The sequence below is a fragment of the Serratia entomophila genome, assembly GCF_021462285.1.
In the GTDB taxonomy this organism is placed as follows: Bacteria; Pseudomonadota; Gammaproteobacteria; order Enterobacterales; family Enterobacteriaceae; genus Serratia; species Serratia entomophila.
Map to the genome: position 1 here is coordinate 1,504,528 of NZ_CP082787.1, position 22,006 is coordinate 1,526,533.

Consider the following 22,006-nt stretch of genomic DNA (forward strand, 5'->3'; position numbering starts at 1 on the left):
ACACTTGTAAATTAATTTTAATAATAGGCCGGGTAGCGCAGGAGATTAGCGATGACTTCACTTGTCGATCTGGATGTATTTGTCCGCACGGTGGATGGCGGCAGCTTTTCCGCCGCCGCGCGGGCGCTGGACATGACGCCGGCGGCGGCCAGCATTGCGGTGAAAAGGCTGGAACAGCAGCTGGGCGTGCGTTTGCTGGTGCGTTCTACCCGCAGTCTGCGGTTGACTGAGGAAGGGGCGCGTTATCTCGACAGTGCGCGTCTGGCGCTGGGGGCTTTGGCGGAGGGTGAACAGGCGATCCGCGAAAAGCACCAAGGGTTATCCGGGGTGCTGCAGATATCCGCGCCATCGGACTTCGGCCGCAATTTGCTGCTGGGCTGGCTGGACGAATTCCGGCGGCAACATCCGCATATTCAGCTGCAATTGCTGATCAACGATCGGCAAGCCGATCTGTTCCGCGAGCCGGTGGACGTCGCGCTGCGTTTCGGCCCGCTGGCGGATTCTGCCCTGGTGGCGCTGCCGATCCTGCCGCAGCATCGGCGGCTGATCTGCGCCAGCCCAGACTATCTGCGGCGGCACGGCATGCCGCAAACGCCGGCCGATCTTGCCCGGCACAGCATCTTGGTTTATCAGCCCAGCGGGCGGCGCCATGCCGAATGGCGTTTGTGGCGTGGGGAGGAGCTCATTGAGATGCCGTTGAACGGCAGCTATTTTACCGATGACGGCGAGGTGGCGCGCCGCTGGGCGTTAGCCGGGCACGGCGTGGTTCGCAAATCGGCGATCGATGTAGTGGCGGACATTCACGCCGGGCGGTTGGTGCAGCTATTGGCTGATTGGCGCAGCGATGCGGTGCCCATCAGCCTGGTGTGCCCGCACCGTTCGCAGATATCGGAACGCGTCAGGCTGCTGCAGCGCTTTTTACAACAGCGCTGCCAAAGCTGGATGGACGATCACTTGGTCTGAAGGGGCTCAGCCGGCGCCTGGGAGGCGGAAGCGTCGCTGGCAGCGGCGTTTTCTTCCAGCGGCGTGGTGGAGCGGGTGTAGATATTCAGCCCGGCGAGAAATACGCCGCCCAGGGAACCGAAGGCGCACAGGGCGATAACGATGACGAACGCTTTTTTCAGCATAGGAATGACTTCACAGGTTGCTCGGAACAGTGGGAATTATAGACCCTTCGCCGGGCGAAACAAGAATCGTTTTTAACGGCGGCCCGCGGACCGCCATTTTGGTCACTGTTTCTCGCACTCCACCGATTGCACGCGCGCCGGGCGGGCGAACAGGTATTTCCCCAGCGTCACCAGCACCACCGCCGAAACGATAATCACCAGCGCTATCCATTCGCGCAGCGCCAAGGATTCGCCGGCAAAACCGATGCCGAGCAGCACCGCCACCACCGGATTGACATAGGCATAGCTGGTGGCCACCGCCGGGCGTACGTTTTTCAACAGGAACATGTAGGCGCTGATCGCCAGCATGGAGCCGAATACGATCAGGTAGCCCAGGGCCAGGAAACCGCCGGCGCTTGGCATCTGCGTGAGGTGCTCGCCGCTGAGCTGGCTGGCGACCAGCAGCACCACGCCGGCGACCAGCATTTCCGCCGCCCCGGCCATCGGCCCGGCGGGCAACGAGATGCGCGAACCCAGCATGGAACCGAAGGCCCAGCTGGCCGACGCCAGCAGGATCAATAACGCGCCGGTTGGGTTGCCGACCAGATTGTTGCCGGTATTCAGCAACACGATGCCCACCAGGCCAAGCGCGATGCCCGCCCATTCCAGCCTGGTGTTGCGCATGCCCCACAACAGGCTGAAACACAGGGTGAACAGCGGCACCGTGGCCACCATCACCGCGGCGATGCCGGAGGGCACGTTCTGGTGTTCCGCCACCGTCACCAGGCCGTTGCCCACCGCCAACAGCAGAATGCCGATGGCGCCGGCGGCCAGCCACTGTTTTGGCGTCGGCAACGCATGGCCGCGCAGCGCCAGGAAGCAGAACAGCAGGATACCGGCGATCAGAAAGCGGATGCCGGCCATCATCAGCGGCGGCCAGCTTTCGACGCCCAGACGGATAGCAAAGTAGGTGGAACCCCAGACAATATATAACGTAAACAACGCCCCGATTAACGGCAGGACCTTACGACTGTTTTGGCTCAGCATGGATTATTATTCTGTAGGGAAGGTTATTATTAGAGGACTCAGTAAACCCGATCGGGCCGCGGATAAGCAATGTCTTTGCGCACTTTTTTTCCGGCGTCAGGAGGCTGCGTCTTTCCTCATCTGCAGCCAGCTTACCGCCGGCAGATAGATGGCCCAGCCGACGGAGAGCAGCAGCAGCATGATTTCCGGCGGTATGCCCGGCCGCAGGGCGCCCATCTTCCAGCAGAGGGCATAGGCGAAGGGGCCAACCACGGCGCCGAGCACCGCCAGCGGCCAGGGGGCGGCCCTGACCCTATCCAGCAGCCAATACCACCAGCAGCCGAAACCGAGCCACAGCGCGAACGTCCATAACGGCAGCCCGACATGTTCGCTGTAATGCAGCACGCCGCTGTAGCTCCACAGGCCGTCCATGCCGATGCCGCCAATGGCGGTCAGCATGGCTCCTTTGCGCCGGGGGGCCGAAGTGAAAATCAACGCCAGCACCGCTCCGGCCAGCAGGATGCCATTGAGGCGGTCACCGGCCAGCAGCGCCAGCAGCCAGCAGATGCCGAGCCCCAGCGTCGCCAGCCAAAAGCCGCCATGGTTTTTGTTCATTTTGCCGCACCCCTCTATTCAACCCATTGCAAGGGCAGGCTCCGATTGCTCAATCAGTTGGGCGCTGTTGCCGATAAGGCGGCTGCCCATGCCAACGGCAGGGCAGCGGGGGCGGGTTGTTGACCCGCGCCGGGAAGAAGGCCGCACCTTTGGGCGGCTTTGTCGATGCTTTCGCAGGCCATAGTCTTCCCCTTGCCAAGTGCCGATGACTCAACCATAGCGAGGAAGGCTAAAACAGTACAACCAGAATAATCTGTACAAGGCCAAAACGTGCGGCGGAACCGGTTTACAGCAGAGAGATGCGATAGGCGCAGCGGCGCGCGCCGGCCAAAATATGCTCTGAACGTTCCACCTGCGCCTGCAACACCTCGGTAAAAATGCTCAGTTCCGCGCGGCAAAACCCCTGGCAAACGGCGGCGGCGGCGCAGATTGGGCAGTGGTTTTCCACCAGCAGGTAGGAGCCGTCTTCCTGTTGGCGCCACTCGGCCATATAGCCTTCCCGGCTGCGGATGGCGGCCAGACGCGCGACGCGCTCCTGCAGATCGCCTGCGCCGACCATCGCTTGTTTGTAATTGATGCGGGTCTCTTGCTCGCGGGTGTCGATCAGCACATCGATCGCCTGCTCACCCAGCTTGTCGCGCACGGTGCGCAGCAGCTGCACCGTCAATTCGGCATGGGTGTCCGGAAAGCGGGCGTTGCCGGTAGCGGTGAGGTGCCAGAGCTGCACCGGGCGGCCGACGCCGCGCGTCTCGGCGATGGCCTCCACCAAACCTTCTTTAGCCAGCTTGACGAACTGCTGACGCGCCGCTTCGCCGGTGGTGCCAAGGACTTTACCTGCCTCTGAGGCTTGCTGTGGGCCGCGGGTTTTCAACAGCGTCAGCAAACGGTCACTGACCGATTGTGCGCCGCCTTGGCTATTTTCCAAGTTTATTCTTGACATATTTCTCCGCCTCACCCTAACTTATTCCAAGATAACTCTTGTTAAATTTAACGCAATACCATGACCAACTCAATGCCATTCCTCTGAAAACAGGACGACAACCGTGATAACCAACGATGATAGCCGCTGGGGCGATCTTTTTTCCGGCAAAAACGCCGCCAGTGCGATCGCGCTCTCACTCGGCGTGGCGCTGCATGCAATCAATATCCTGGTCGCCACCACCATTCTGCCCTCGGTGGTGCAGGATATCGGCGGCCTCGATCTCTACGCCTGGAATACCACACTGTTTGTCGTGGCGTCGATTTTGGGTTCGGCGCTGTCGGCCCGCTTGCTCAGCGGCTACGGCGCGCGCAGCGCCTATCTGGTGGCTTCGCTGTTTTTCATCGCCGGGGCGATGCTGTGCGCGCTGGCGCCCTCGATGCCGGTGCTGCTGATTGGCCGCACGGTGCAGGGCTTTGGCGGCGGCCTGATTTTTGCGCTGTCCTACGCGATGATTAACCTGGTGTTCGAGCAGAAGCTGTGGCCGCGCGCGATGGCGCTGATTTCGGCGATGTGGGGCATCGCGACGCTGGTGGGGCCGGCGGTCGGCGGAATTTTTGCCGAGTTGAACGCCTGGCGCTGGGCGTTTGGCATTCTGTTGCCGATCATGGTGCTGTATGGCGGCTTTACCTTCATCATTCTGCCTAAGGGCAAAGCGCAGCAGGATGTCGCGCCGTTGCCGCTGGCCCAGCTGCTGTTGCTGGCGACGGCGGTGCTGGTGGTGTCCGCCGGCAGCCTGGCGGACAGCGCCTGGATCAACCTGGCGGGCATTGCGCTTTCGCTGTTGTTGATGGCCTGGCTGATTCGGCGCGAAGGGCAGTCGCGCGCCCGCTTATTGCCGCAGGGCGCCTTGCGCCGCGGTTCGGCGTTGGCCTCGCTGTATATTACCGTTTCCCTGCTGGTGGTCGGCATGACCAGCGAAATTTTCGTGCCTTATTTCCTGCAGCTGCTGCACGGCCAGTCGCCGCTGATTTCCGGCTATATCGCCGCGACCATGGCGGCCGGCTGGACGTTATCGGAAATTCTCAGCTCCGGCTGGCGGGGGGCGGGCATCCGCCGGGCGATCATGACCGGGCCGCTGTTTGTGCTGGTGGGGCTGTTGGCGCTGGGCATCCTGATGCCGACGCCCTCCGGCGGCCACTGGCAGGCGCTGGCGCCGATTGTCATCGCCCTGACGCTGGTGGGCTTTGGCATCGGCTTTGGCTGGCCGCATCTGCTGACGCGCATTTTGCAGGTGGCGCCGGAGGCGGATAAAGACATCGCCGGGGCCTCGATCACCACGGTGCAGCTGTTCGCCACGGCGTTTGGCGCCGCGTTGGCCGGGATGATCGCCAACCTGGCCGGGCTGAACGCGCCGGGCGGCGCTGTGGGGGCGGCTTCCGCCGCGCGTTGGCTGTTCCTGCTGTTCGCTCTGGCGCCGCTGTTGGCGGTGTTCAGCGCCTGGCGCTGTGCGGCGATTGAACCGCCCCACGCCGAGCGTGGTGATTGGCTGCGGGATCCGCCGGCGCCCTGAATGTCTGAGTGAGCCTTTAAATTCGCTTGACGAGTCCCGTATTTGAGATTATTTCTCTTATATGGGATTTTTTTTGTGGGGAGCGATTAAGGTGGATAACGAATGGGACAGCGCCGACCTCAGGCTGGCGCAGCGGCTGGCCGATTTGCGCCAGCGGCGAGGGGCTTCGTTGGAGGAACTGGCGCAGCAGACCGGCATCAGCCGGGCGACGCTCTCAAGGGTGGAGAGGGGCGAAACCAGCCCAACGGCCTCATTGTTGAACCGGTTGTGCGCAGCCTATGGGTTGACCATGTCGCGCCTGCTGAGCGAGATAGAAGACGAACCGCCGGAGCTGCTTCACCTGGAGCAGCAGCCGGTATGGATCGATCGCGCCAGCGGTTTTCATCGCCGTTCGGTATCGCCGCCCGCCGCGCTGTACAAAGCCGAGTTTATCGAAGGCCGGCTGGAGGCCGGTGCGCAGATAGATTACGACCTTCCGTCCGTTCCGGCGCTGGAACACCACCTGTGGCTGCTTTCGGGGCATTTGACGCTGACGCTGGAAGGGCGCACTTTCCGGCTGTCGCCCGGCGACTGCCTGCGCTACCGCCTGTTCGGCGCCTCAAGCTTTCACGTTCCCGGCGCGGAGCCGGCCCATTACACGCTCGTCATCTGCAGGCCATAACCATGATTGAAATACGACAGTTTGACGCCGGCGCGGCGGAAAGCGCCATTGCCGAGCTGGCCGATATGCTGCACGCCAGCGTGGCGCAGGGTGCGAGCATCGGCTTTGTGATGCCTTTTACGCTGGAGCAGGCGCAGGCTTTTTGGCGTCGGCTGCTGCCGGCCATTGAGCGCGGCGAGCGGGCGATGCTGGTGGCGCGCCAGGCCGGGCGGGTGGTCGGCACCGTGCAACTGCTGCTGGACATGCCGGACAACGGCCGCCACCGCGCCGAAGTGGCCAAGTTGATGGTACATCCGCAGGCCCGCCGCCAGGGCATTGCGTGGCGGCTGATGCTGGAAGTGCAGGCGTTGGCGGTAAGGCATCAGCGCCGTCTGCTGGTGTTGGATACCCTGACCGGCGATACCGCGGAAGGCATGTATCGCCGGCTGGGTTTTGCGCTGGCGGGCAGCATCCCGCAGTACGCCATGGCCAGCAACGGCGGCGCATTGGACGCCACCAGCTATATGTATAAGTTGCTGTGACTGCAACCGCCGCAGCCTCAAGGCTGGTTATCGTGCACCTTGCCCGTTCCAGGCTTTGATCGCCTGCTGGCGGATTTGCAGCTTCTGCTGCGGCGTCAGCTTGTTGTAATCGCGCGCCATGCCGCTTTCCCAGTCACCGTACAGCGGGTTGGGCAGCAGGATATATTCGGTGCCGAACTTGCTCTGGTTCTGGCTGACGAACGCCCGGCGCTGCGCATTATCCTTGTGGTAGGTCGCCGCGCCGAAGTCGTTCAGGTTATCGCCGGCGTACACCACGATGTCGTAACCGGCCCGTTTGATGGCGTCAAACCGCGCCTGCTTGTTGGAGGTGTCGCTGCTGAGCAGCACGGTTTTTTCCGACATGCCGGTAAAGCCCAGCTTCTGCATATTGGCGACCGTGGCGGCGTATTCGGACTGCTTGCGGTTGGAAACGTAGAACATGGTGCCCTGATGGCCGTTGACGTAGCGGGCGAATTGCACCGCACCCGGCACCGCGCCGGCCTGTTCGGCCTGCGACCATTTGGCCCAGGTCTCACCGGCGAAGGGCTTAGCCTGCAGCGCCTGCCAACCGGAGTAGGGGCTGTTGTCCAGCATGGTTTCGTCCAGATCGACCACCACCGCCTTTTTCCTGCCCGGCGCAGCGTTGGCCGCATCGAAGGCGCGCTGCGCGCTGTTAAACGCCTGATGCGCCAACGCCTGATATTCACCAGACTGCTGGAACCAGTTCAGCGCCAGCACCGACTGGTCCGCCAGCCGCTGCTGCGCCAGCGGATCGGTTTTTGGCGGCTGCGCGCAGCCGGCGAGGGCCAATAGCGCGATGCCCGCCGCCACGCCAAAGGGGGCTTTTTGCCTGTTTTGTCCTGCCATCATCATCTCTCCGTGGAATTATTGTGGGGTTTCTAACGTCATGGCCATCTCAAACTGGCGTAACGGATCCTGTTGCCAGCCGAGCCGGTCGAAGAATGGGGCCGCGACTTCAGGGACATAGACGGTGGCCACCAGCGGCAGCGGGGCAAACTGCGCCTGCAAGGCCGCCAGCGTTGCGCGGGCGTGGCCTTTGCCGCGGTGCTGCGGCGGCACGTAGATCATGCGCAGGAAGCATTTCTCTGCGCCAGGCATCACCACGGCATAGGCGTGGCGATCCAGCGTGAAGGCGCGCGGCCTGCCCGGCAGCTTGTACAGCGTTTCAGGGGCGACCAGCCAGGGCAGGTCGGTGGCGCCTTCCGCCGTCATGCGATGGCTGACGGTCAGCGGGTCGATTTCCTGCAAGGCGACGGTGGCGCCGGCGGGCCGTTCCGGCGCCTGGTGGCCGGTCAGCGTGCGGACGATGCGCATGCCGGCATGATGGTACAGCGCCAGCCCCGCCTTGTTGCTTTCAATGACTTCCAGCGACAGCCGGCGATCGCCGCGCGCCCGGGCTTCGCTCGCCAGCCGGCGCATCAGCGCCTTGCCCAGCCCCTGTCCGCGCATTTCCGGCCGGATGGACAACGCCGCCACCCGGCTGTGCAGCCCGCGGCGGGCAATCAGCGCTATCGCTACCGGCTCGCGGCGGTGGGTAACGATCACGCTGTCGCTCAGGCTGAGATCTTCTGAGCCAAAACGGCCGGCGAAGGCGGGGCCGTCGATAACGAAGGGCACGATATAGTTTTCGAAGCAGCGGCTGAGGATATGCGCCAGTTGGTCGCTGCTGTAGCGCAGGGCGTTCTGGTATTCAAACTGTCCGTCGTTCTGCATGGCGGGTTCCAGTAAAAGGGAGGAAGCTATACATCTAGACCCGTTTGTTTTGTAAGGCAAGTTTGCGAATGCGATTACGCGATGCGGGCGGTGCCGAAGAGCACAAAAGAAAAAAGCCGGACGCAGCCGCCCGGCGAAATAAACTCTGGGTGATCAAGTAGCCGAGGCTAAAGTTTGCAGTGGTGGTTATTCATCACATCAGAACTGGTAGGTCAGGGCAACCACAACGACGTCGTCGTTTTTCAGACCCAGCTTGTTGTCGTCATCGAGTTGGTTGATCTTATATTCAACATAAGTGGACATGTTTTTGTTGAAGTAATAAGTCGCCGCCACATCGAAATATTTAACCAGGTCGACGTCGCCGATGCCTTCAATATCTTTGCCCTTCTGCTGAACATAACCCAGCGATGGGCGCAGGCCGAAGTCGAACTGATATTGCGCAACCAATTCGATCCCTTCGGCTTTATTGGCGAAACCGCTGACGGAAGTGGCGTTGTTATTGATGGTGGCGATGCCGGAAATAGGCGCGATGTTGCGGCTCTGCGAATAGGTCGCGGCCAGGTAAACATCGTTGTTGTCATATTTCAGACCGCCGGCCCAGATATCGGCCTTATCGCCTTTACCGAAGGTGCCCGCTTTCTGGCCGGCGGTGCGGTTAGAAGAGGCATAGGCGGCGCCGACGCTCAAGCCGTCGATGATTTCGTAGCTGGAAGACAGACCCCAGCCGTCGCCGTTGGCTTTGCTGCCGGAGCGGCCGTCGTTTTCATTTTTGCCCTGGTACTGTACCGCGAACTTCAGGCCGTCAACCAGGCCGAAGAAGTCGTTGTTGCGGTAGGTGGCGACGCCGTTGGTGCGGCCATTCATAAAGTTGTCGGTCTTGATATAAGCATCGTCGCCGAATTCTGGGATCATATCCGTCCAGGCGCCGACGTCATAGATAATGCCGTAGTTGCGGCCGTAGTCGAATGAGCCGACGTTTTTGTATTTCAGGCCGGCGAAGCCCAAACGGGTTTTGGTGTCTTTGGTGCCGTCGGACTCGGCGTGGTTGGCGGCAATCTGATATTCCCACTGGCCGTAGCCGGTCAGCATATCGTTAATTTGGGTAGCGCCTTTAAAACCGATACGCACGTAGGTCTTGTCGCCGTCATTACCAGCATCGTCAGAGAAATAATGCAGTGCTTTTACACGGCCGTAAAAATCAAGTTTGTTGCCGTCTTTGTTATAGATTTCTGCTGCTGGTGCTGCCTGCGCAATTAAAAGTGCCGGAATAATAACGGCCAGAAGATTACGTTTCATGATTTACCCTGCTTTATTCGATTGAAAGACGCTTATCATCAGTTGCATTGCTGTTTACTGTGCCGCCTAAACGTTTGCAGCGGGTTTTTTTTACCTTAGTTATGTGATCTATTTATGACAGAATATTCAATTTCGTATCGAACGATTAAAAAAGTCGCGTAAAGAGTGAATTTTCTTCTCGGGCAAGTGTCGGCGGCTGGTCTACAGTTAGCGATACCCTTCCTGACTTCTGGAGGAATCATGCGTGAGACTTATATATTGCTGGGTACCCGCGGCTGCGGTTCGACCATCGTCGCCGCTGCGCTGGAGCTGACCGGCTTGCCCTGGGGCTACGAGGAGGTGGACTACGCGCTGGACGGCCCGGAGCGCGACCGCTTGCTGGAGCTTAACCCGCTTGGACAGGTGCCTACCTTAATTCTGCCTAATGACGAAGTGATGACGGAAAGCGCGGCGATGATCCTGCTGCTGCACGACCGTGCGCCGCACGCCGAGCTGGCGCCGCCATCCGGCTCCGCGCTGTTGCCGCGCTTTCTGCGCTGGCTGATGTTTATCAATGCGGAAATTTATCCCACCTTTACCTACGCCGATCATCCGCAACGCTGGGTGCCGGAAATACCGGCGCAGGAGCGGCTGGCGGACGAGGTTTTGCGCTATCGGCAGCGGCTGCTGCTGCAGCTGGCCGCCGCCGCTAGCGGAGCAGGGCCCTGGTTCCTCGGTAAAACCTTCAGCGCGCTGGATCTGTACGCGGCGGCGATGTGTCACTGGCGGCCGGGCCGGCGCTGGTTTTTGCAACACTGCCCGAAATTGCTCACCATCGCTGAGCGGGTCGAACAGCGGCCTGAATTGAACGCCCTGTTTCAGGCGCATTTTGACCAGGTTGCGCCGCTCGAGTAACCTTCGCCCCTTCCGCATCGCGGTAGGGGTGACCATCCTGTTTTCCTGAACCTTCCGTGCTGAAAATCCCGATTTTCACCCACTCTGTCGACGAGTAGCCTAAAGCCACCGATCAACCGACAGGAGTGTGCGATGCCATCAAGCCAATCACCTGGCCAACAGGCCTTCGGCGATATCGCCCCCAAGCTGGCGCAGCTTAGCGACAGCGTATTATTCGACGATGTCTGGCGGCGGCCGCAGCTTGCCCCGCGCGAGCGCAGCCTGATAACCGTCGCCGCCTTGGTGGCGCTGAATCGTCTGGAACAACTGCCGTTTCATCTGCAACTGGCGCAACGCAACGGCGTCAGCCGCGAGCAGTTGGCCGAACTGATAACCCATTTGGCGTTTTACGCCGGTTGGCCCGCTGCGGCCTCCGCGGTGGCGCGCCTGCGCGAATTGGAACAGGAGTGAACCCATGCCTTTTAGCCGCATTGCCCTGCATCAGGGAAAATCCGCCGAGTATCTGCAGACGCTGTCCGATACTCTGCATCGGGCGCTGGTTGAGACCTTCGGCGTTCCACAGGCCGACAAGTTTCAGGCTATCGATCAGTATCGCCCGGGTGAGCTGATCTACGATCGGGATTATCTCGGCGGGCCGCGCTCGATCGATTTCGTGCTGTTTTACATCACCTGCGGCCGCCCGCGCGACACCGCCACCAAGCAGCGTTTTTACCGGCGGCTGGCCTCGCTGTTGCAGGAGGATCTGCAGCTGCGCCCTGAAGATGTGATGGTAGTGATAGTGACTTCTCAACGGGATGAATGGTCATTCAGCGCTGGGCGCGCCTCAATGATCGAAAGCCAGGCATAACTCGGGCTGACGCGGCCGACGGTCTGTGGGACAATAGCGCCATCATTTCGTTTAGATAAAGAGTTGAATGGCGCTCTCCTCCGCAGTTAAAGATCAGATCGGCCAGTGGTACAAAGCCCTGCAGCAGCAAATACCGGATTTTATTTCCCGCGCCCCTCAGCGGCAGATGATCGCCGAAGTGGCGAAAACCCTGGCCGGCGACTATGCGCGCCATTTGGCGATTGAAGCGCCGACCGGCGTCGGCAAAACGCTGTCGTATCTGATCCCGGGCATCGCCGTCGGGCGGGCGGAGAGCAAACCTCTGGTGGTGAGCACCGCCAACGTGGCGCTGCAGGATCAGATCTACAGCAAGGATCTGCCGCTGCTGAAGAAGATCATTCCCGACCTGAAATTTACCGGCGCCTTTGGCCGCGGACGCTACGTTTGCCCGCGCAACCTGGCGGCGATGAGCACCGACGTCAGCGAGCAGGGCGACCTGACGCTGTTTCTCGACGACGAACTGGCCCCCTCCAGCGGTGAGGAGCAGGCGCTGTGCCAGAAGTTGACCAAAGCGCTCAGCCGCCACGAATGGGACGGGCTGCGCGATCACTATCAGCTGTCTATCGGGGATCCGCTGTGGGCCAAGCTGAGCACCGACAAAGCCAACTGCCTGGGGCGCAACTGCCACTACATCCGCGAATGCCCGTTTTATATCGCCCGCAAAGAGATCGAGAGCGCCGATGTGGTGGTGGCCAACCATGCGCTGGTGATGGCGGCGTTGGAAACCGAATCGGTGTTGCCGAATCCGAAAGAGCTGCTGCTGGTGCTGGACGAGGGGCATCACCTGCCGGAGGTGGCCCGCGATGCGCTGGAGATCGACGGGGAAATCACCGCGTTGGCGACCAATCTGCAGCTGGATATGATCGTGCGCCAGGTCGAGCAGTGCATGACCCAATACCGGCCGAAGAACCCGCCGGGGCTGGCCAACAGCGAGCGGCTGAAGAACCACTGCGAAGAGCTGCGCGAGCTGGTGCAAATCTTCGAGCGCCAGGTCAGCCTCTTTCTGCCGACCGACAGCGTGGTGGCCGAGCACCGCTTCGAAATGGGCGAGCTGCCGGCGGAGATGGTGGAGAGCTGCGCGCGGCTGTTCAAACTCACCGACGCGCTGCGCGGGCTGGCGGAGTTCGTGCTGAACGATCTCACCGAGCAGACCGGCAAGCACGACATCATGCGCCTGCACCGGGCGATCATTCAGATGAGCCGCACCCTGGGCTATCTGGAGGCGATGAGCAAGCTGTGGCGCCTGGCGGCGCTGGACAAGTCTTCCAATGCGCCGATCTCCAAATGGGTGACCCGCGATCTGCGCGATAACGTGACCCACCTGTACCTGCACTGCGTCGGCATTCGGGTCAGCGATCAGCTGGAGAAGCTGCTGTGGCGCAAGGTGCCGCACGTGGTGGTCACCTCGGCGACGCTGCGCTCGCTGAACAGCTTCGCCCGCCTGCAGGAAATGAGCGGCCTGAGCGAGAAGGCCGGCGATCGTTTCGAAACGCTGTCGTCGCCGTTCAACCACGTCGAGCAGGGCAAAATCGTCATCCCGCAGATGCGTTTTGAACCGGCGATCGCCAATGAAGCTGAGCATCTGGAAGAGATGGCGCGTTTCTTCCGCGCCGAGCAGGCCAGCGGCAAACACAAGGGGATGCTGATCCTGTTCAGTAGCCATCGGGCGATGCAGACCTTTCTCGGCTACGTCACCGATCTGCGGCTGATGTTGCTGGTGCAGGGCGATCAGCCGCGCTACCGGCTGGTGGAAGAACACCGCAAACGGGTAGAGAAGGGCGTGGCCAGCGTGCTGGTTGGCCTGCAATCGTTCGCCGAGGGGCTGGATCTGAAAGGTGAACTGCTGACCCAGGTGCACATTCACAAGATTGCTTTCCCGCCGATCGACAGCCCAGTGATCGTGACCGAGGGCGAATGGCTGAAGTCGCTGAAACGCTACCCGTTTGAGGTGCAAAGCCTGCCGAGCGCGTCGTTCAACCTGATCCAGCAGGTCGGGCGTCTGATCCGCAGCAACGAATGCCACGGCGAGATCGTGATTTACGATCGCCGCCTGCTGACCAAGAGTTACGGTTCGCGGCTGTTGGCCTCGTTGCCGGTGTTCCCCATCGAACAACGCGCGGTGCCGGAGGCCGACAAGGCTCACCTGGCGGCGCTGAAATCCGCCGCCGAGGCGGTGAAGAAGGAGAAAAAGCGCAGCAATCCTTTCGCCAAACGGCGCAGGCGCTAACTACAGCGGCGGCAGGCGGCGCTTCACCGGCGTGGTTTTCACTATCGAGGTGTTGCTCTGCGCGTATTCGGCCAGCCGATCGAGGATCTGGTCGAGCTGCTCCATCGAACGCGCCACCAACCGCACGATGAAACAATCTTCGCCGGTGACCTTGTCGCACTCAATCACTTCAGGGAGCGCCTGAATCATCTGCTCCACCTTCTTCAGCATGCCCGGCAGCGGCTTGATGCGCACCAGCGACTGAAAGGCGTAGCCCAGCGCCTGCAGGTTGACGTTCAGGGTATAGCCCTGGATCACGCCGCTCTCCTCCAGCCGCCGCAGCCGCTCGGAAGTGCTGGGCGACGACAGGCCGGCTTTGGCGCTCAGGGTTTTCAACGACGCTCGCGCATCCTCAGCCAGAAGGGTCAAAATCTGGCGATCGATATCATCCATAACGCCTCCGTTAGGTTATTAATCCAGTATGCCTTAAATATAAAGGCAGTTAAGCATATTTTCCTTTTTTCAGCTATGGGAAGGCGGCGATGAAAACCGCAGAATAAAGCCATGAAACACAGGGGAAGGAAGGCAAGATGAACGCAGAGATAAAACGCGGCTCGCTGGAGATGATTGCGGCGATGCTGATTTCCGGCAGCATCGGCTGGTTTGTGCTGATGTCGGGCCAGCCGGTAATCAACGTGGTGTTCTGGCGCTGCGCGATAGGCGCGCTGGTGCTGCTGGCGGTCTGCGCGGCGCTGGGGCAATTGCGGCCCGGCATGCTGACGCGGGCTATGCTGCTGCTGGCGATCGCCGGCGGCGTGGCGCTGGTGCTCAATTGGCTGCTGCTGTTTGCCGCCTATTCTTATGCGTCTATCTCCATCGCCACGGCGGTGTACAACACCCAGCCCTTTATGCTGGTTGGGCTGGGGGCGCTGTTCCTTGGCGAGAAGCTGACCGCCCGTAAGCTGCTGTGGCTGGCGCTGGCGTTCGCCGGCGTGCTGATGGTCGTGCTGGCGCAGCCGCGGCAGGCGGGCGGCCAGCATAACTACCTGGTGGGCATCGGGCTGTCGCTCGGCGCGGCGTTTTTCTATGCGCTGATGGCGCTGGCCGCCAAACGCTTGAAGGGCACGCCGCCGCACCTGATCGCCTTGATTCAGGTAACGGTCGGCACGGTGATGCTGCTGCCATTGGTCAATTTCCATGCGCCGACCAGCACCGGGCAATGGGGCATGCTGGTGACGGTGGGCGTGCTGCACACCGGCCTGATGTATGTGCTGATGTATGGCGCGTTACAAAAGCTGCCGACCAATCTGATAGGCTCGCTGTCGTTCATCTACCCGATCGCCGCCATGCTGGTGGATCGGTTGGCGTTCGGCCACCGGCTGGTGGCGCTGCAGCTGGCCGGCGCGGCGATCATTCTGCTGGCGGCGGCGGGCATGAACCTGCTCGGGGAGCGGCGGCTAGCGCCGACGCCAGGCGGCAAGCAGGCACCCGAACAGTGACAGCGCCAGCAACAGCAGCATCACCGCCCGGTAGCCGTAGGCCGGGTAGACCCACGCGGCCAGCGCCAGGCCGACGGCGCCGCCCAGGTTGTGCAGCGTCCAGGAAACGCCGAGCGCGCCGCCGCTGTCGCTCCCGCTGACGGTGCTTAACGTCGCCAGCACCAGCGGACCGAGAATGCAGCCCCAACCGAGGCCCATCAGCGCGAACGCCGTAAGCATCAACGGCAGCGGTGCGGCGGCATTCAGCGCGCTTTGCAACGCGGCGGAGGCGGACAGCGCCGCAAAGCCCAGTATCAGCGCCGGGCGTGGGCCGGCGCGATCGACCCAGCGGCCAACCCAGGGCGAAATCAGCGCCATCACCGCCGTGGTGGGCAGCAGCAGCAGCCCCAGCAGCAGGCCGCCGTAGTGGCGGGTGGTCTCCAGATAAACGGGCATCAGGAAAAAGGCGGCGCAGTAGAAAAACGCCAACAGCGAACTTAACAGACAAACGCGTAAAAACGCCGGCTGCGCCAACAGCGCCAGCGGCAACAGCGGCGAACGGGCGCGCCGTTCCACCGGGATCAACCCGCCCAGCGCCGAGATGGCCAGCGCCGCCGAGGCCAGCGTTTTCAGGTCCAACCAGCCCCAGTGGCCGCCCTGGCCGATCGCCAGCAGCAGGCTGCCAACGCCAAACACCAGCAGCAATAAACCGGGAATATCCAGCTTTGCGTTCTGCTGCGCCCGGGATTCGCCTACCGTACCCAGGCAAAAAGCGAAGCTAAGCGCAATCAGCGGTACGTTAAGCAAGAACACCCAGCGCCAGCCCAGTGCGCTAACCAGTATGCCCCCGGCCACCGGCCCGATCGCCAGCCCCAGTCCGTTGGCCGCCAGCAGAATGCCGATGGCGCGCCCGCGCTGCGCCGGCGGCCAGGCGTCGGCGACGATGGCGGTGGTGGCGGTGTACAATACCGCGCAGGCGGCACCCTGCACGAACCGCCACAGGTTAAGCTGCGCGATGCTGCCCGCCAGACCGGCGCCCAGCGAGGCGGCGGCGAACAACAGCATGGCGCTGTACAGCACCCGCCTGCGGCCGTACAGATCCGCCAGGCGGCCGGCGCTGACCATAAAGGCGCACAGCGCCATCACGAACAGCGACATGACCCACTGCACGCTGCTCAGGCCGGCCGCCAGCTCGCGTTGGATCGCCGGAATGGCGGTATTGACGATGGTGAAATCGATGCAGCCCAAAAAGCTGGCGATGCTGATGCCGATCAGCAATCGCCACAGGCGCGGCCGTTCGGCCGACAATACGGCTTCGTTCATGGGTTTTTCCCCGTCTGGTTTTTGGCCTTCAGTTTACGCGCGGCGGGCTATAGCCAGTGGCGGCGTTTCATCGTTTAATAGGCGAAATAATGTCGTCAATCAGGAGGCGAACATGATCTCCAGCGAACGGTTACACGCCATCCGCGCCTTCGTGCAGGCGGTGCAGTCCGGCGGCTTTAGCCGTGCGGCTCAGCAGCTTGGGCTGTCGCGTTCCACCGTCGGCAAAGCGGTGGCGCGGTTGGAGCAGCGGCTGCAGGTGCGGCTGTTTCAGCGCACCACGCGCAGCCTGTCGCTCACCGACGAAGGGCTGCTGTTTTATGACGACTGCCTGAAGGCGCTGGCGGCGCTGGAGGTGGCGGAAAACCGTCTGGCGGCCCGGGCGCTGGCGCCGGAAGGGCGGCTGAGGCTGTCGCTGCCGGTGCTGTTTGGCCAGAAATGGGTGATGCCCCCGCTGCTGGCGCTGGCGGAACGCCACCCACAGCTGCAGATTGAAGCGCTGTTCTCCAACCGCGCGGCGGATTTGGCGGAAGAGGGTATCGATCTGGCGGTGCGCATCGGTTCGCCGGGCGATGCGGCGGCGATCACCGCGCGCCAACTGGGCGAGCAGCGGCAGCTGCTGTGCGCCGCGCCCGCCTATCTGGCGCGGTGCGGGGAACCCGCCGCGCCGGCCGAGCTGGCGCAGCATCAGGCGATTGCCCTGCTGCGGGATGGCCGCCCTCAGCCGTGGCGGCTGTTGGGCGAAGATGGGCGAGAGCAGCCGTTGCGGCCCACGGCCAGGCTGCGGTTGGGCAATATGGAAGCGGTGCTCGGCGCCGCCATCGGCGGGCACGGCATTGCCATGCTGCCGCGCTGGCTGGCGCATGAGGCGTTGCAGAGCGGTGCGCTGCGCGAGATCCTGCCGGGCAGCTGCGGGCCCGGCCTGGCGATTAATCTGGTGTGGCTGAAAGGCGTGGCGATGCCGCTGCGCATGCGGGTGACGATCGATGCGCTGGTGGCGGCTTTCACGCCGGAGGCGCCGTGGCGTTGAGGCACTTCTACCGCTATGATGAATGCTTCGCTTCCGCTGCCTGCAGGTGATTTATGATTGATGCCGCTACCTTCGTGCTGTTTTCCGGTGCCTGTCTGGCGCTGACGCTAACCCCCGGTCCGGACATGCTGCTGATTGCCTCGCGCAGCATCAGCCAGGGGCGGCGCGCCGGTTTCGCCTCGCTGGCGGGCATTCTGCTCGGCACCTACTGCCACGCGCTGGCGGCGGCGCTGGGATTGTCGCAGCTGTTTGTCGCCGTACCGCTGGCCTACGACGCGGTAAGAATGCTCGGCGCGGCCTATTTGCTGTATCTGGCATGGAAAACGCTGCGATCGGGCAGCAGCCTGCAGGCTTCCGGCGGATTGCAGGCGGTGCCTATGGCGCGCATTTTCCGTCAGGGGCTGTTCACCAATATTCTCAACCCCAAAATGGCGCTGTTCGTGTTGGCGCTGTTCCCGCAGTTTATCGATCCGCACGCCGACTCCGTGGTGGTGCAGATGCTGACGCTGGCGACGGTGCTTAATCTAATCGGGTTGCTGGTCAACGGCGGAGTGATCCTGGTGGTCAGCCGCATGAAAAGCCGCTTTGCCGGCCGCAGGTACAGCGCCCGCTGGCCGAATTACCTGCTGAGCGGCGTGTTCGCCGGGCTGGCCTGCAAGCTGATTTTCGACGGCCGCAGATAGGCTTATTGCCGCAAAAGCGCTTCAAACGCCGCGCTGGTCGGGTTGTCCGCCAGCGCGCTGTACATCACCAGCCGCAGATGATTTTCTTCGTCGACGATAAAAGACCCATGCTCGAAGGTGACCTGGCCGACATCCGCCACCTCGAAGGTGCGCTGCCCCTGGCAGCGGCCGTGGATGTCGTGCTGTCGCCATAGCTGGCGGAACTGCGGCGAGACCTGCTCCAGCGCCTGCACGCGCCGCAGCATCACCTCGTCTTCCGGCGCGCGGGCATAGTCGCGGCGGAAGCTGGCCAACACCTGCGGCGCCTGGACCTGCCATTCCACCAGCCGTTGATTGAGCTGCGGATCGGCGAACAGCATCCACAGCATGTTGCGCTGTTCCGCCGGGCGTTCACCGATGGCGAACAGCCGCTCCGCCGCCGGGTTCCAGGCGATGATATCCCAACTTAAATTCATGACGTAGGCCGGCCGCAGCGGCAGGTCATCCAGCAGGCGGCGCACCAGCGGCGACACCTGGCACCACTGATGGCCGACCGACACCGGCGGGCGCTGATGCGCCAGCAGAAACAGATGATAGCGGCCAGTGGCGTCCAGCTTCAGCACCCGCGCCAGGTTCTCCAAAAACTCCACCGAGGCGTTGATTTCCCGCCCCTGTTCCAGCCAGGTGTACCAGGTCAGGCCGACGCCGGCCAGCGCCGCGACTTCCTCACGCCGCAGCCCCGGCGTGCGCCGCCGGCTGCCGCTCGGCAGGCCTACCGCCTGTGGCGACAGGCGTTCGCGTTTTTGGCGTAAAAAATCCGCCAGCTCCTGACGGGTACGGGTGAGCGCGCGTGGGGGCATTTTGGCCGTCCTGTTGCTGTTAGTAATAGTATAATTGGCTATATAGTAACAGTTTAAAACATGATCCATACTGCCGCCACCGACTTTATGGAGAGCGCTATGGAACAGTCATTATCTTGCGATGAACGCCGTTTGCCCGGTCTGCCGGTATTGCTGCTGGGCGGTTTTGTCACGGTGTTCGATCTGTTTGTGGTTAATGTGGCGGCGCCGGTGATTCAGCGAGAGTTCGCCGCCGGTTTTTCCGGTGTGGGGCTGATTATCGCCGGCTATGAGCTGGCGTTCGGCGTGTTGCTGATCGCCGGTGGGCGCCTGGGGGATCGCTTCGGGCGGCGGCGCATGTTCAGCCTCGGCATGCTGGGGTTTGCCCTGGCGTCGGCGCTGTGCGGGCTGGCCGGTTCCCTCGCGGTGCTGATCGTCGCGCGCTTCTTGCAGGGGGCGGCGGCGGCGCTGCTGTTTCCGCAAATCTACGCGCTGATGCGGGTGATGTATAACCCGCACCAGCGGCAGCGAGCCTTCGCCTGGCTGGGCATGACGCTGGGGTTGGCGGCGATTTTCGGCCAGATCCTCGGCGGTTTTATTATCGAAGCGAATATTTTGGGCAGCGGCTGGCGGATGATTTTCCTGATCAACCTGCCGATAGGCGCGCTGGCGCTGCTGGCGGCGCGGCGTATTCCGGAGTCCAGGCTGCCGCAGGCGCAGCGGCTGGATGGCATCGGCCTATTGTTGGCGGCCGGCGGGCTGCTGCTGTTGCTGGTTCCGCTGCTGGAAGGGCCGTCGCGCGGTTGGCCCCGGTGGGTATGGCCGGCGTTGGCGTTGGCGCTGCTGACGCTGTGGGGGTTCATCCGCTGGGAGCGGCGGCTGGCGCAGCGCGCCGGCGATGCGGTGCTTGATCCGGCGTTGTTTCGCCAGGGGCATTTCGCTCATGGCATGGTAGTGGTGCTGGCGATTTATTCCACCGCGTCTTCCTTCTTTCTCTGTTTCGCCCTGTTGCTGCAGGCCGGTGTCGGGCTGACGCCGTTTCAGGCCGGCAGCCTGTTCGCTCCCGCCAGCGTGGCCTTTATGCTGGCGTCGATGCTGGCGCCCAGGTTGGCGCTGCGCTGGGGCAACGGCGTGCTGGCGGTTGGCGTGGCGGTCTACGCTGCGGGCCTGGCGCTGTTGGTGGCGCAGGTGCTGTGGGGCGCCGCACTGGCTCACCCGCTGCGGCTGCTGCCGGGGTTGGTGGTACTGGGCTTCGGCCAGGCGCTGAGCATGACGCCGTTGCTGAACCTGGTGCTTGGGTTGGCGCAGGAGCGGCAGGCCGGCATGGCGGCGGGGTTGGTGTCCACCGTGCAGCAGGTCGGCGGCGCGCTGGGCATCGTCGCCAGCGGCACCTGTTTCGTGCCCTTGCTGGCGGGCGGCGGCGCGGAGCGCTATGGTCAGGCGTTCGCCGGGGCGATGGTTTACAACCTGCTGGCGATGGCGTTGGCCTTCGGTTTGTTAAAGTGGATCATCAAACGGCAGCCTAAAGTGGATCTTCAGTAAACCGCAGGCGGGTGCTATTGCTATTGGCATCACTCGATAACGATGCAGGAACCCGCTATGTATCAACCCGCCTCATTTCGTGAAGACGATCTCGGCGCGCAGCTGGCACTGGTGCGCGCTCATCCGTTGGGCATGCTGATCAGCCATGGTGAGCAAGGGCTGACGGCCGATCCGCTGCCGTTTTTGATCGAAGCCGATCCGCAGGGGCAACTGTGGCTGCGGGCGCATCTTTCTCGCGCCAACGGCCACTGGAAACTTCTGCAACAGGCGCAGGAGTGCCTGGTGATTTTCCAGGGGCCGGGCGGCTATATTTCGCCGGGCTGGTATGAGAGCAAGCGGCAGACCGGCAAAGTTGTACCGACCTGGAACTACAGCCAGGTGCAGCTGTACGGCGTGCCGAGCGTGACCGAAGACCCGCGCTGGCTGCGGCGCCAGCTGGAAGGGTTGACGGCGTTGCAGGAGGGGCGAATGCCGGAGCCCTGGCGCATTGACGATGCGCCGGCCGGGTACATCGCCGCGCAGATTAAGGGCATTGTCGGCATCGAGATCGCCGTGACCCGGCGTGAAGGCAAATGGAAGATGAGCCAGAATCGCAGCGCCGCAGACGTCGACGGCGTGATCCTGGGGCTGCGCGCCGGGGATGAGGCGCAGCGGCGGCTGGCGGAGGAGGTTGAGCGGCGGCGCGGATAGGGTATGCTACCTGCAGTGACCGCAGGGGAGCATGCGATGGATTACACCAAAATTATCAAAGAAATAGGCCGCGGCAAAAACCATGCGCGCGATCTGGATAGGCCCACCGCCTTCGAGCTGTACCGGGCGATGCTGGCCGGCGAAGTGCCTGAGCTGGAGCTGGGCGGCATTCTGATCGCCCTGCGCATCAAGGGTGAGGCCGAAGAGGAAATGCTGGGGTTCTACCAGGCGATGCAGCAGCAGGTGCTGCAATTGCAGGCGCCCGCGGGGCGGCCGCTGCCGGTGGTGTTGCCGAGCTATAACGGCGCGCGCAAACAGGCCAACCTGACGCCGCTGCTGGCGCTGCTGCTGGCGAAGGTCGGGTTGCCGGTGGTGGTGCATGGCGTGCTGGACGACAGCACCCGCGTCACCAGCGCCGAAACGTTCCGCGCGCTGGGGCTGCCGTGGTCGGAAGATGCCGCCCATGCCCAGCAGCGGCTGGATCGCGGCGAGCCGGTGTTTATGCCGGTATCCGCGCTGTCGGCGCCGCTGGATCGCCAGCTTGGGCTGCGTTGGCGCATGGGGGTGCGCAACAGCGCGCACACGCTGGCCAAACTGGCGACGCCGTTTGGCCAGCAGGATACGCTGCGTCTCGCCAGCGTTTCGCACCCGGAGTACGTTGGCCGCGTGGCGTCATTTTTCCGCCAGATCGGCGCCCGCGGGCTGCTGATGCACGGCACCGAAGGTGAAGCCTACGCCAACCCGCAGCGTTGCCCGCAAATCCACTTGATCGCCGGCGGCGAGCAGCGGGTGCTGCTGGAACGCCCGGCGCAGGATGAAACCCCGTTGCTGCCGGCGGCCAAAGACGCCGACACCACCGCGCGCTGGACCGAGCGCTGCCTGGCGGGCGAGGTGGCTATCCCGCTTGCCCTGCAGCGGCAGATTGCCTGCTGCCTGGTGGCCGCCGGTGAAGTTGACACGCTGGAGCAGGGGGTGCAGCGCCTGCATCAGGCCTAGATCGCTTCTATA

24 protein-coding genes are annotated in these 22,006 nt (G+C 62.8%); 14 read left to right on the forward strand and 10 right to left on the reverse strand.

Translation table 11 applies throughout. The features are described 5' to 3' along the window. The first annotated feature begins 51 nt into the window (after positions 1-51). Positions 52-963 carry a LysR family transcriptional regulator gene (locus KHA73_RS07465; RefSeq protein WP_234590019.1) on the forward strand — a complete coding sequence of 304 codons (912 nt, stop codon included), beginning with the start codon at positions 52-54 and terminating at the stop codon, positions 961-963. On the opposite strand, the gene KHA73_RS07470 is transcribed toward KHA73_RS07465, so the two are convergent. The 4 genes from KHA73_RS07470 to KHA73_RS07485 all read right to left on the reverse strand — a co-directional run bounded on the left by KHA73_RS07470 (position 951) and on the right by KHA73_RS07485 (position 3,687). Further along, on the reverse strand, positions 951-1,127 hold the full coding sequence (locus KHA73_RS07470; RefSeq protein WP_234590020.1) for a hypothetical protein: 177 nt from the start codon (positions 1,125-1,127) through the stop codon (positions 951-953). The genes KHA73_RS07465 and KHA73_RS07470 overlap by 13 nt on opposite strands. Positions 1,128-1,229: 102 nt before the next feature. Then, a complete protein-coding gene (gene yedA / locus KHA73_RS07475; RefSeq protein ID WP_234590021.1) occupies positions 1,230-2,153 on the reverse strand; it encodes a drug/metabolite exporter YedA in 924 nt (307 codons plus the stop codon). Between the two features lie 96 nt (positions 2,154-2,249). Continuing rightward, positions 2,250-2,747 (reverse strand): DUF2878 domain-containing protein, encoded by a 498-nt coding sequence (locus tag KHA73_RS07480; RefSeq protein ID WP_234590022.1) that lies wholly within the window; start codon positions 2,745-2,747, stop codon positions 2,250-2,252. A gap of 286 nt (positions 2,748-3,033) precedes the next feature. Next, the gene (locus tag KHA73_RS07485) at positions 3,034-3,687 is read right to left on the reverse strand and encodes a helix-turn-helix transcriptional regulator (RefSeq protein ID WP_234590023.1); all 654 of its coding nucleotides are present in this window, start codon (positions 3,685-3,687) and stop codon (positions 3,034-3,036) included. 103 nt (positions 3,688-3,790) lie between these two features. Between KHA73_RS07485 and KHA73_RS07490 the strand changes: the two genes are divergently transcribed. The 3 genes from KHA73_RS07490 to KHA73_RS07500 all read left to right on the forward strand — a co-directional run bounded on the left by KHA73_RS07490 (position 3,791) and on the right by KHA73_RS07500 (position 6,421). Next, positions 3,791-5,239, forward strand: a complete 1,449-nt coding sequence (locus KHA73_RS07490; RefSeq protein ID WP_234590024.1) for an MFS transporter — start codon at positions 3,791-3,793, stop codon at positions 5,237-5,239. 91 nt (positions 5,240-5,330) lie between these two features. Continuing rightward, positions 5,331-5,900 carry a helix-turn-helix domain-containing protein gene (locus tag KHA73_RS07495; RefSeq protein WP_234590025.1) on the forward strand — a complete coding sequence of 190 codons (570 nt, stop codon included), beginning with the start codon at positions 5,331-5,333 and terminating at the stop codon, positions 5,898-5,900. A gap of 2 nt (positions 5,901-5,902) precedes the next feature. Further along, on the forward strand, positions 5,903-6,421 hold the full coding sequence (locus KHA73_RS07500; protein ID WP_234590026.1) for a GNAT family N-acetyltransferase: 519 nt from the start codon (positions 5,903-5,905) through the stop codon (positions 6,419-6,421). Between the two features lie 27 nt (positions 6,422-6,448). Here the strand turns inward: KHA73_RS07500 and KHA73_RS07505 are convergent, their stop codons facing one another. From KHA73_RS07505 to ompC, 3 genes are all read right to left on the reverse strand, one after another. Continuing rightward, positions 6,449-7,288 (reverse strand): 5'-nucleotidase, lipoprotein e(P4) family, encoded by an 840-nt coding sequence (locus tag KHA73_RS07505; protein ID WP_234590028.1) that lies wholly within the window; start codon positions 7,286-7,288, stop codon positions 6,449-6,451. An 18-nt stretch (positions 7,289-7,306) separates the two neighbouring features. Continuing rightward, positions 7,307-8,155, reverse strand: coding sequence for a GNAT family N-acetyltransferase (locus KHA73_RS07510; protein ID WP_234590030.1), 849 nt, complete (start codon positions 8,153-8,155; stop codon positions 7,307-7,309). 198 nt (positions 8,156-8,353) lie between these two features. Further along, entirely contained in the window at positions 8,354-9,451 is a 1,098-nt protein-coding gene (gene ompC, locus KHA73_RS07515) for a porin OmpC (protein ID WP_234590031.1), read from the reverse strand. Positions 9,452-9,691: 240 nt separating this feature from the next. Here ompC and KHA73_RS07520 point away from each other — a divergent pair, with 240 nt between their 5' ends. The 4 genes from KHA73_RS07520 to dinG all read left to right on the forward strand — a co-directional run bounded on the left by KHA73_RS07520 (position 9,692) and on the right by dinG (position 13,458). Continuing rightward, a complete protein-coding gene (locus tag KHA73_RS07520) occupies positions 9,692-10,345 on the forward strand; it encodes a glutathione S-transferase family protein (RefSeq protein ID WP_234590032.1) in 654 nt (217 codons plus the stop codon). 132 nt (positions 10,346-10,477) lie between these two features. Beyond that, on the forward strand, positions 10,478-10,795 hold the full coding sequence (locus tag KHA73_RS07525; protein ID WP_234590033.1) for a carboxymuconolactone decarboxylase family protein: 318 nt from the start codon (positions 10,478-10,480) through the stop codon (positions 10,793-10,795). 4 nt (positions 10,796-10,799) lie between these two features. After that, positions 10,800-11,192: a tautomerase family protein gene (locus KHA73_RS07530; RefSeq protein ID WP_234590034.1), complete on the forward strand. Its 393-nt coding sequence runs from the start codon at positions 10,800-10,802 to the stop codon at positions 11,190-11,192. 67 nt (positions 11,193-11,259) lie between these two features. Beyond that, positions 11,260-13,458: an ATP-dependent DNA helicase DinG gene (gene dinG, locus KHA73_RS07535; RefSeq protein ID WP_234590035.1), complete on the forward strand. Its 2,199-nt coding sequence runs from the start codon at positions 11,260-11,262 to the stop codon at positions 13,456-13,458. On the opposite strand, the gene KHA73_RS07540 is transcribed toward dinG, so the two are convergent. Further along, complete coding sequence (locus KHA73_RS07540) at positions 13,459-13,890, reverse strand: Lrp/AsnC family transcriptional regulator (RefSeq protein ID WP_234590036.1); 432 nt, start codon at positions 13,888-13,890, stop codon at positions 13,459-13,461. Positions 13,891-14,027: 137 nt separating this feature from the next. Here KHA73_RS07540 and KHA73_RS07545 point away from each other — a divergent pair, with 137 nt between their 5' ends. Then, positions 14,028-14,936 (forward strand): DMT family transporter, encoded by a 909-nt coding sequence (locus tag KHA73_RS07545; RefSeq protein ID WP_234590037.1) that lies wholly within the window; start codon positions 14,028-14,030, stop codon positions 14,934-14,936. Here the strand turns inward: KHA73_RS07545 and KHA73_RS07550 are convergent. Continuing rightward, complete coding sequence (locus KHA73_RS07550; protein WP_234590038.1) at positions 14,895-16,238, reverse strand: MFS transporter; 1,344 nt, start codon at positions 16,236-16,238, stop codon at positions 14,895-14,897. The genes KHA73_RS07545 and KHA73_RS07550 overlap by 42 nt on opposite strands. A gap of 112 nt (positions 16,239-16,350) precedes the next feature. Between KHA73_RS07550 and KHA73_RS07555 the strand changes: the two genes are divergently transcribed. Both KHA73_RS07555 and KHA73_RS07560 read left to right on the forward strand, forming a co-directional pair. Beyond that, a complete protein-coding gene (locus KHA73_RS07555) occupies positions 16,351-17,265 on the forward strand; it encodes a LysR family transcriptional regulator (protein ID WP_234590039.1) in 915 nt (304 codons plus the stop codon). A gap of 53 nt (positions 17,266-17,318) precedes the next feature. After that, positions 17,319-17,948, forward strand: coding sequence for a LysE family translocator (locus KHA73_RS07560; protein ID WP_234590040.1), 630 nt, complete (start codon positions 17,319-17,321; stop codon positions 17,946-17,948). A 2-nt stretch (positions 17,949-17,950) separates the two neighbouring features. Here the strand turns inward: KHA73_RS07560 and KHA73_RS07565 are convergent, their stop codons facing one another. Continuing rightward, the gene (locus KHA73_RS07565) at positions 17,951-18,787 is read right to left on the reverse strand and encodes a helix-turn-helix transcriptional regulator (RefSeq protein WP_234590042.1); all 837 of its coding nucleotides are present in this window, start codon (positions 18,785-18,787) and stop codon (positions 17,951-17,953) included. Positions 18,788-18,886: 99 nt separating this feature from the next. On the opposite strand from KHA73_RS07565, the gene KHA73_RS07570 reads away from it, so the two are divergent. From KHA73_RS07570 to ybiB, 3 genes are read left to right on the forward strand one after another with little or no spacing between them, the layout of a single operon-like run. Further along, positions 18,887-20,308 carry an MFS transporter gene (locus tag KHA73_RS07570; protein WP_234590044.1) on the forward strand — a complete coding sequence of 474 codons (1,422 nt, stop codon included), beginning with the start codon at positions 18,887-18,889 and terminating at the stop codon, positions 20,306-20,308. A 57-nt stretch (positions 20,309-20,365) separates the two neighbouring features. After that, positions 20,366-20,998: an FMN-binding negative transcriptional regulator gene (locus tag KHA73_RS07575; protein ID WP_234590045.1), complete on the forward strand. Its 633-nt coding sequence runs from the start codon at positions 20,366-20,368 to the stop codon at positions 20,996-20,998. Positions 20,999-21,034: 36 nt separating this feature from the next. Next, positions 21,035-21,994 carry a DNA-binding protein YbiB gene (gene ybiB / locus KHA73_RS07580; protein WP_234590047.1) on the forward strand — a complete coding sequence of 320 codons (960 nt, stop codon included), beginning with the start codon at positions 21,035-21,037 and terminating at the stop codon, positions 21,992-21,994. Positions 21,995-22,006: the final 12 nt, after the last annotated feature.

Excerpts from the sequence above, each read along its gene's own strand:
- KHA73_RS07560 (WP_234590040.1), top strand. The coding sequence starts at position 17,319 with ATGATTGATGCCGCTACCTTCGTGCTGTTTTCCGGTGCCTGTCTGGCG.
- KHA73_RS07505 (WP_234590028.1), bottom strand. The coding sequence starts at position 7,288 with ATGGCAGGACAAAACAGGCAAAAAGCCCCCTTTGGCGTGGCGGCGGGC.
- KHA73_RS07500 (WP_234590026.1), top strand. The coding sequence starts at position 5,903 with ATGATTGAAATACGACAGTTTGACGCCGGCGCGGCGGAAAGCGCCATT.
- KHA73_RS07565 (WP_234590042.1), bottom strand. The coding sequence starts at position 18,787 with ATGCCCCCACGCGCGCTCACCCGTACCCGTCAGGAGCTGGCGGATTTT.
- yedA (WP_234590021.1), bottom strand. The coding sequence starts at position 2,153 with ATGCTGAGCCAAAACAGTCGTAAGGTCCTGCCGTTAATCGGGGCGTTG.
- dinG (WP_234590035.1), top strand. The coding sequence starts at position 11,260 with ATGGCGCTCTCCTCCGCAGTTAAAGATCAGATCGGCCAGTGGTACAAA.
- KHA73_RS07555 (WP_234590039.1), top strand. The coding sequence starts at position 16,351 with ATGATCTCCAGCGAACGGTTACACGCCATCCGCGCCTTCGTGCAGGCG.
- KHA73_RS07520 (WP_234590032.1), top strand. The coding sequence starts at position 9,692 with ATGCGTGAGACTTATATATTGCTGGGTACCCGCGGCTGCGGTTCGACC.
- KHA73_RS07540 (WP_234590036.1), bottom strand. The coding sequence starts at position 13,890 with ATGGATGATATCGATCGCCAGATTTTGACCCTTCTGGCTGAGGATGCG.
- KHA73_RS07545 (WP_234590037.1), top strand. The coding sequence starts at position 14,028 with ATGAACGCAGAGATAAAACGCGGCTCGCTGGAGATGATTGCGGCGATG.
- KHA73_RS07510 (WP_234590030.1), bottom strand. The coding sequence starts at position 8,155 with ATGCAGAACGACGGACAGTTTGAATACCAGAACGCCCTGCGCTACAGC.
- KHA73_RS07525 (WP_234590033.1), top strand. The coding sequence starts at position 10,478 with ATGCCATCAAGCCAATCACCTGGCCAACAGGCCTTCGGCGATATCGCC.
- ompC (WP_234590031.1), bottom strand. The coding sequence starts at position 9,451 with ATGAAACGTAATCTTCTGGCCGTTATTATTCCGGCACTTTTAATTGCG.
- KHA73_RS07480 (WP_234590022.1), bottom strand. The coding sequence starts at position 2,747 with ATGAACAAAAACCATGGCGGCTTTTGGCTGGCGACGCTGGGGCTCGGC.
- KHA73_RS07575 (WP_234590045.1), top strand. The coding sequence starts at position 20,366 with ATGTATCAACCCGCCTCATTTCGTGAAGACGATCTCGGCGCGCAGCTG.
- ybiB (WP_234590047.1), top strand. The coding sequence starts at position 21,035 with ATGGATTACACCAAAATTATCAAAGAAATAGGCCGCGGCAAAAACCAT.
- KHA73_RS07485 (WP_234590023.1), bottom strand. The coding sequence starts at position 3,687 with ATGTCAAGAATAAACTTGGAAAATAGCCAAGGCGGCGCACAATCGGTC.
- KHA73_RS07465 (WP_234590019.1), top strand. The coding sequence starts at position 52 with ATGACTTCACTTGTCGATCTGGATGTATTTGTCCGCACGGTGGATGGC.
- KHA73_RS07470 (WP_234590020.1), bottom strand. The coding sequence starts at position 1,127 with ATGCTGAAAAAAGCGTTCGTCATCGTTATCGCCCTGTGCGCCTTCGGT.
- KHA73_RS07570 (WP_234590044.1), top strand. The coding sequence starts at position 18,887 with ATGGAACAGTCATTATCTTGCGATGAACGCCGTTTGCCCGGTCTGCCG.
- KHA73_RS07550 (WP_234590038.1), bottom strand. The coding sequence starts at position 16,238 with ATGAACGAAGCCGTATTGTCGGCCGAACGGCCGCGCCTGTGGCGATTG.
- KHA73_RS07530 (WP_234590034.1), top strand. The coding sequence starts at position 10,800 with ATGCCTTTTAGCCGCATTGCCCTGCATCAGGGAAAATCCGCCGAGTAT.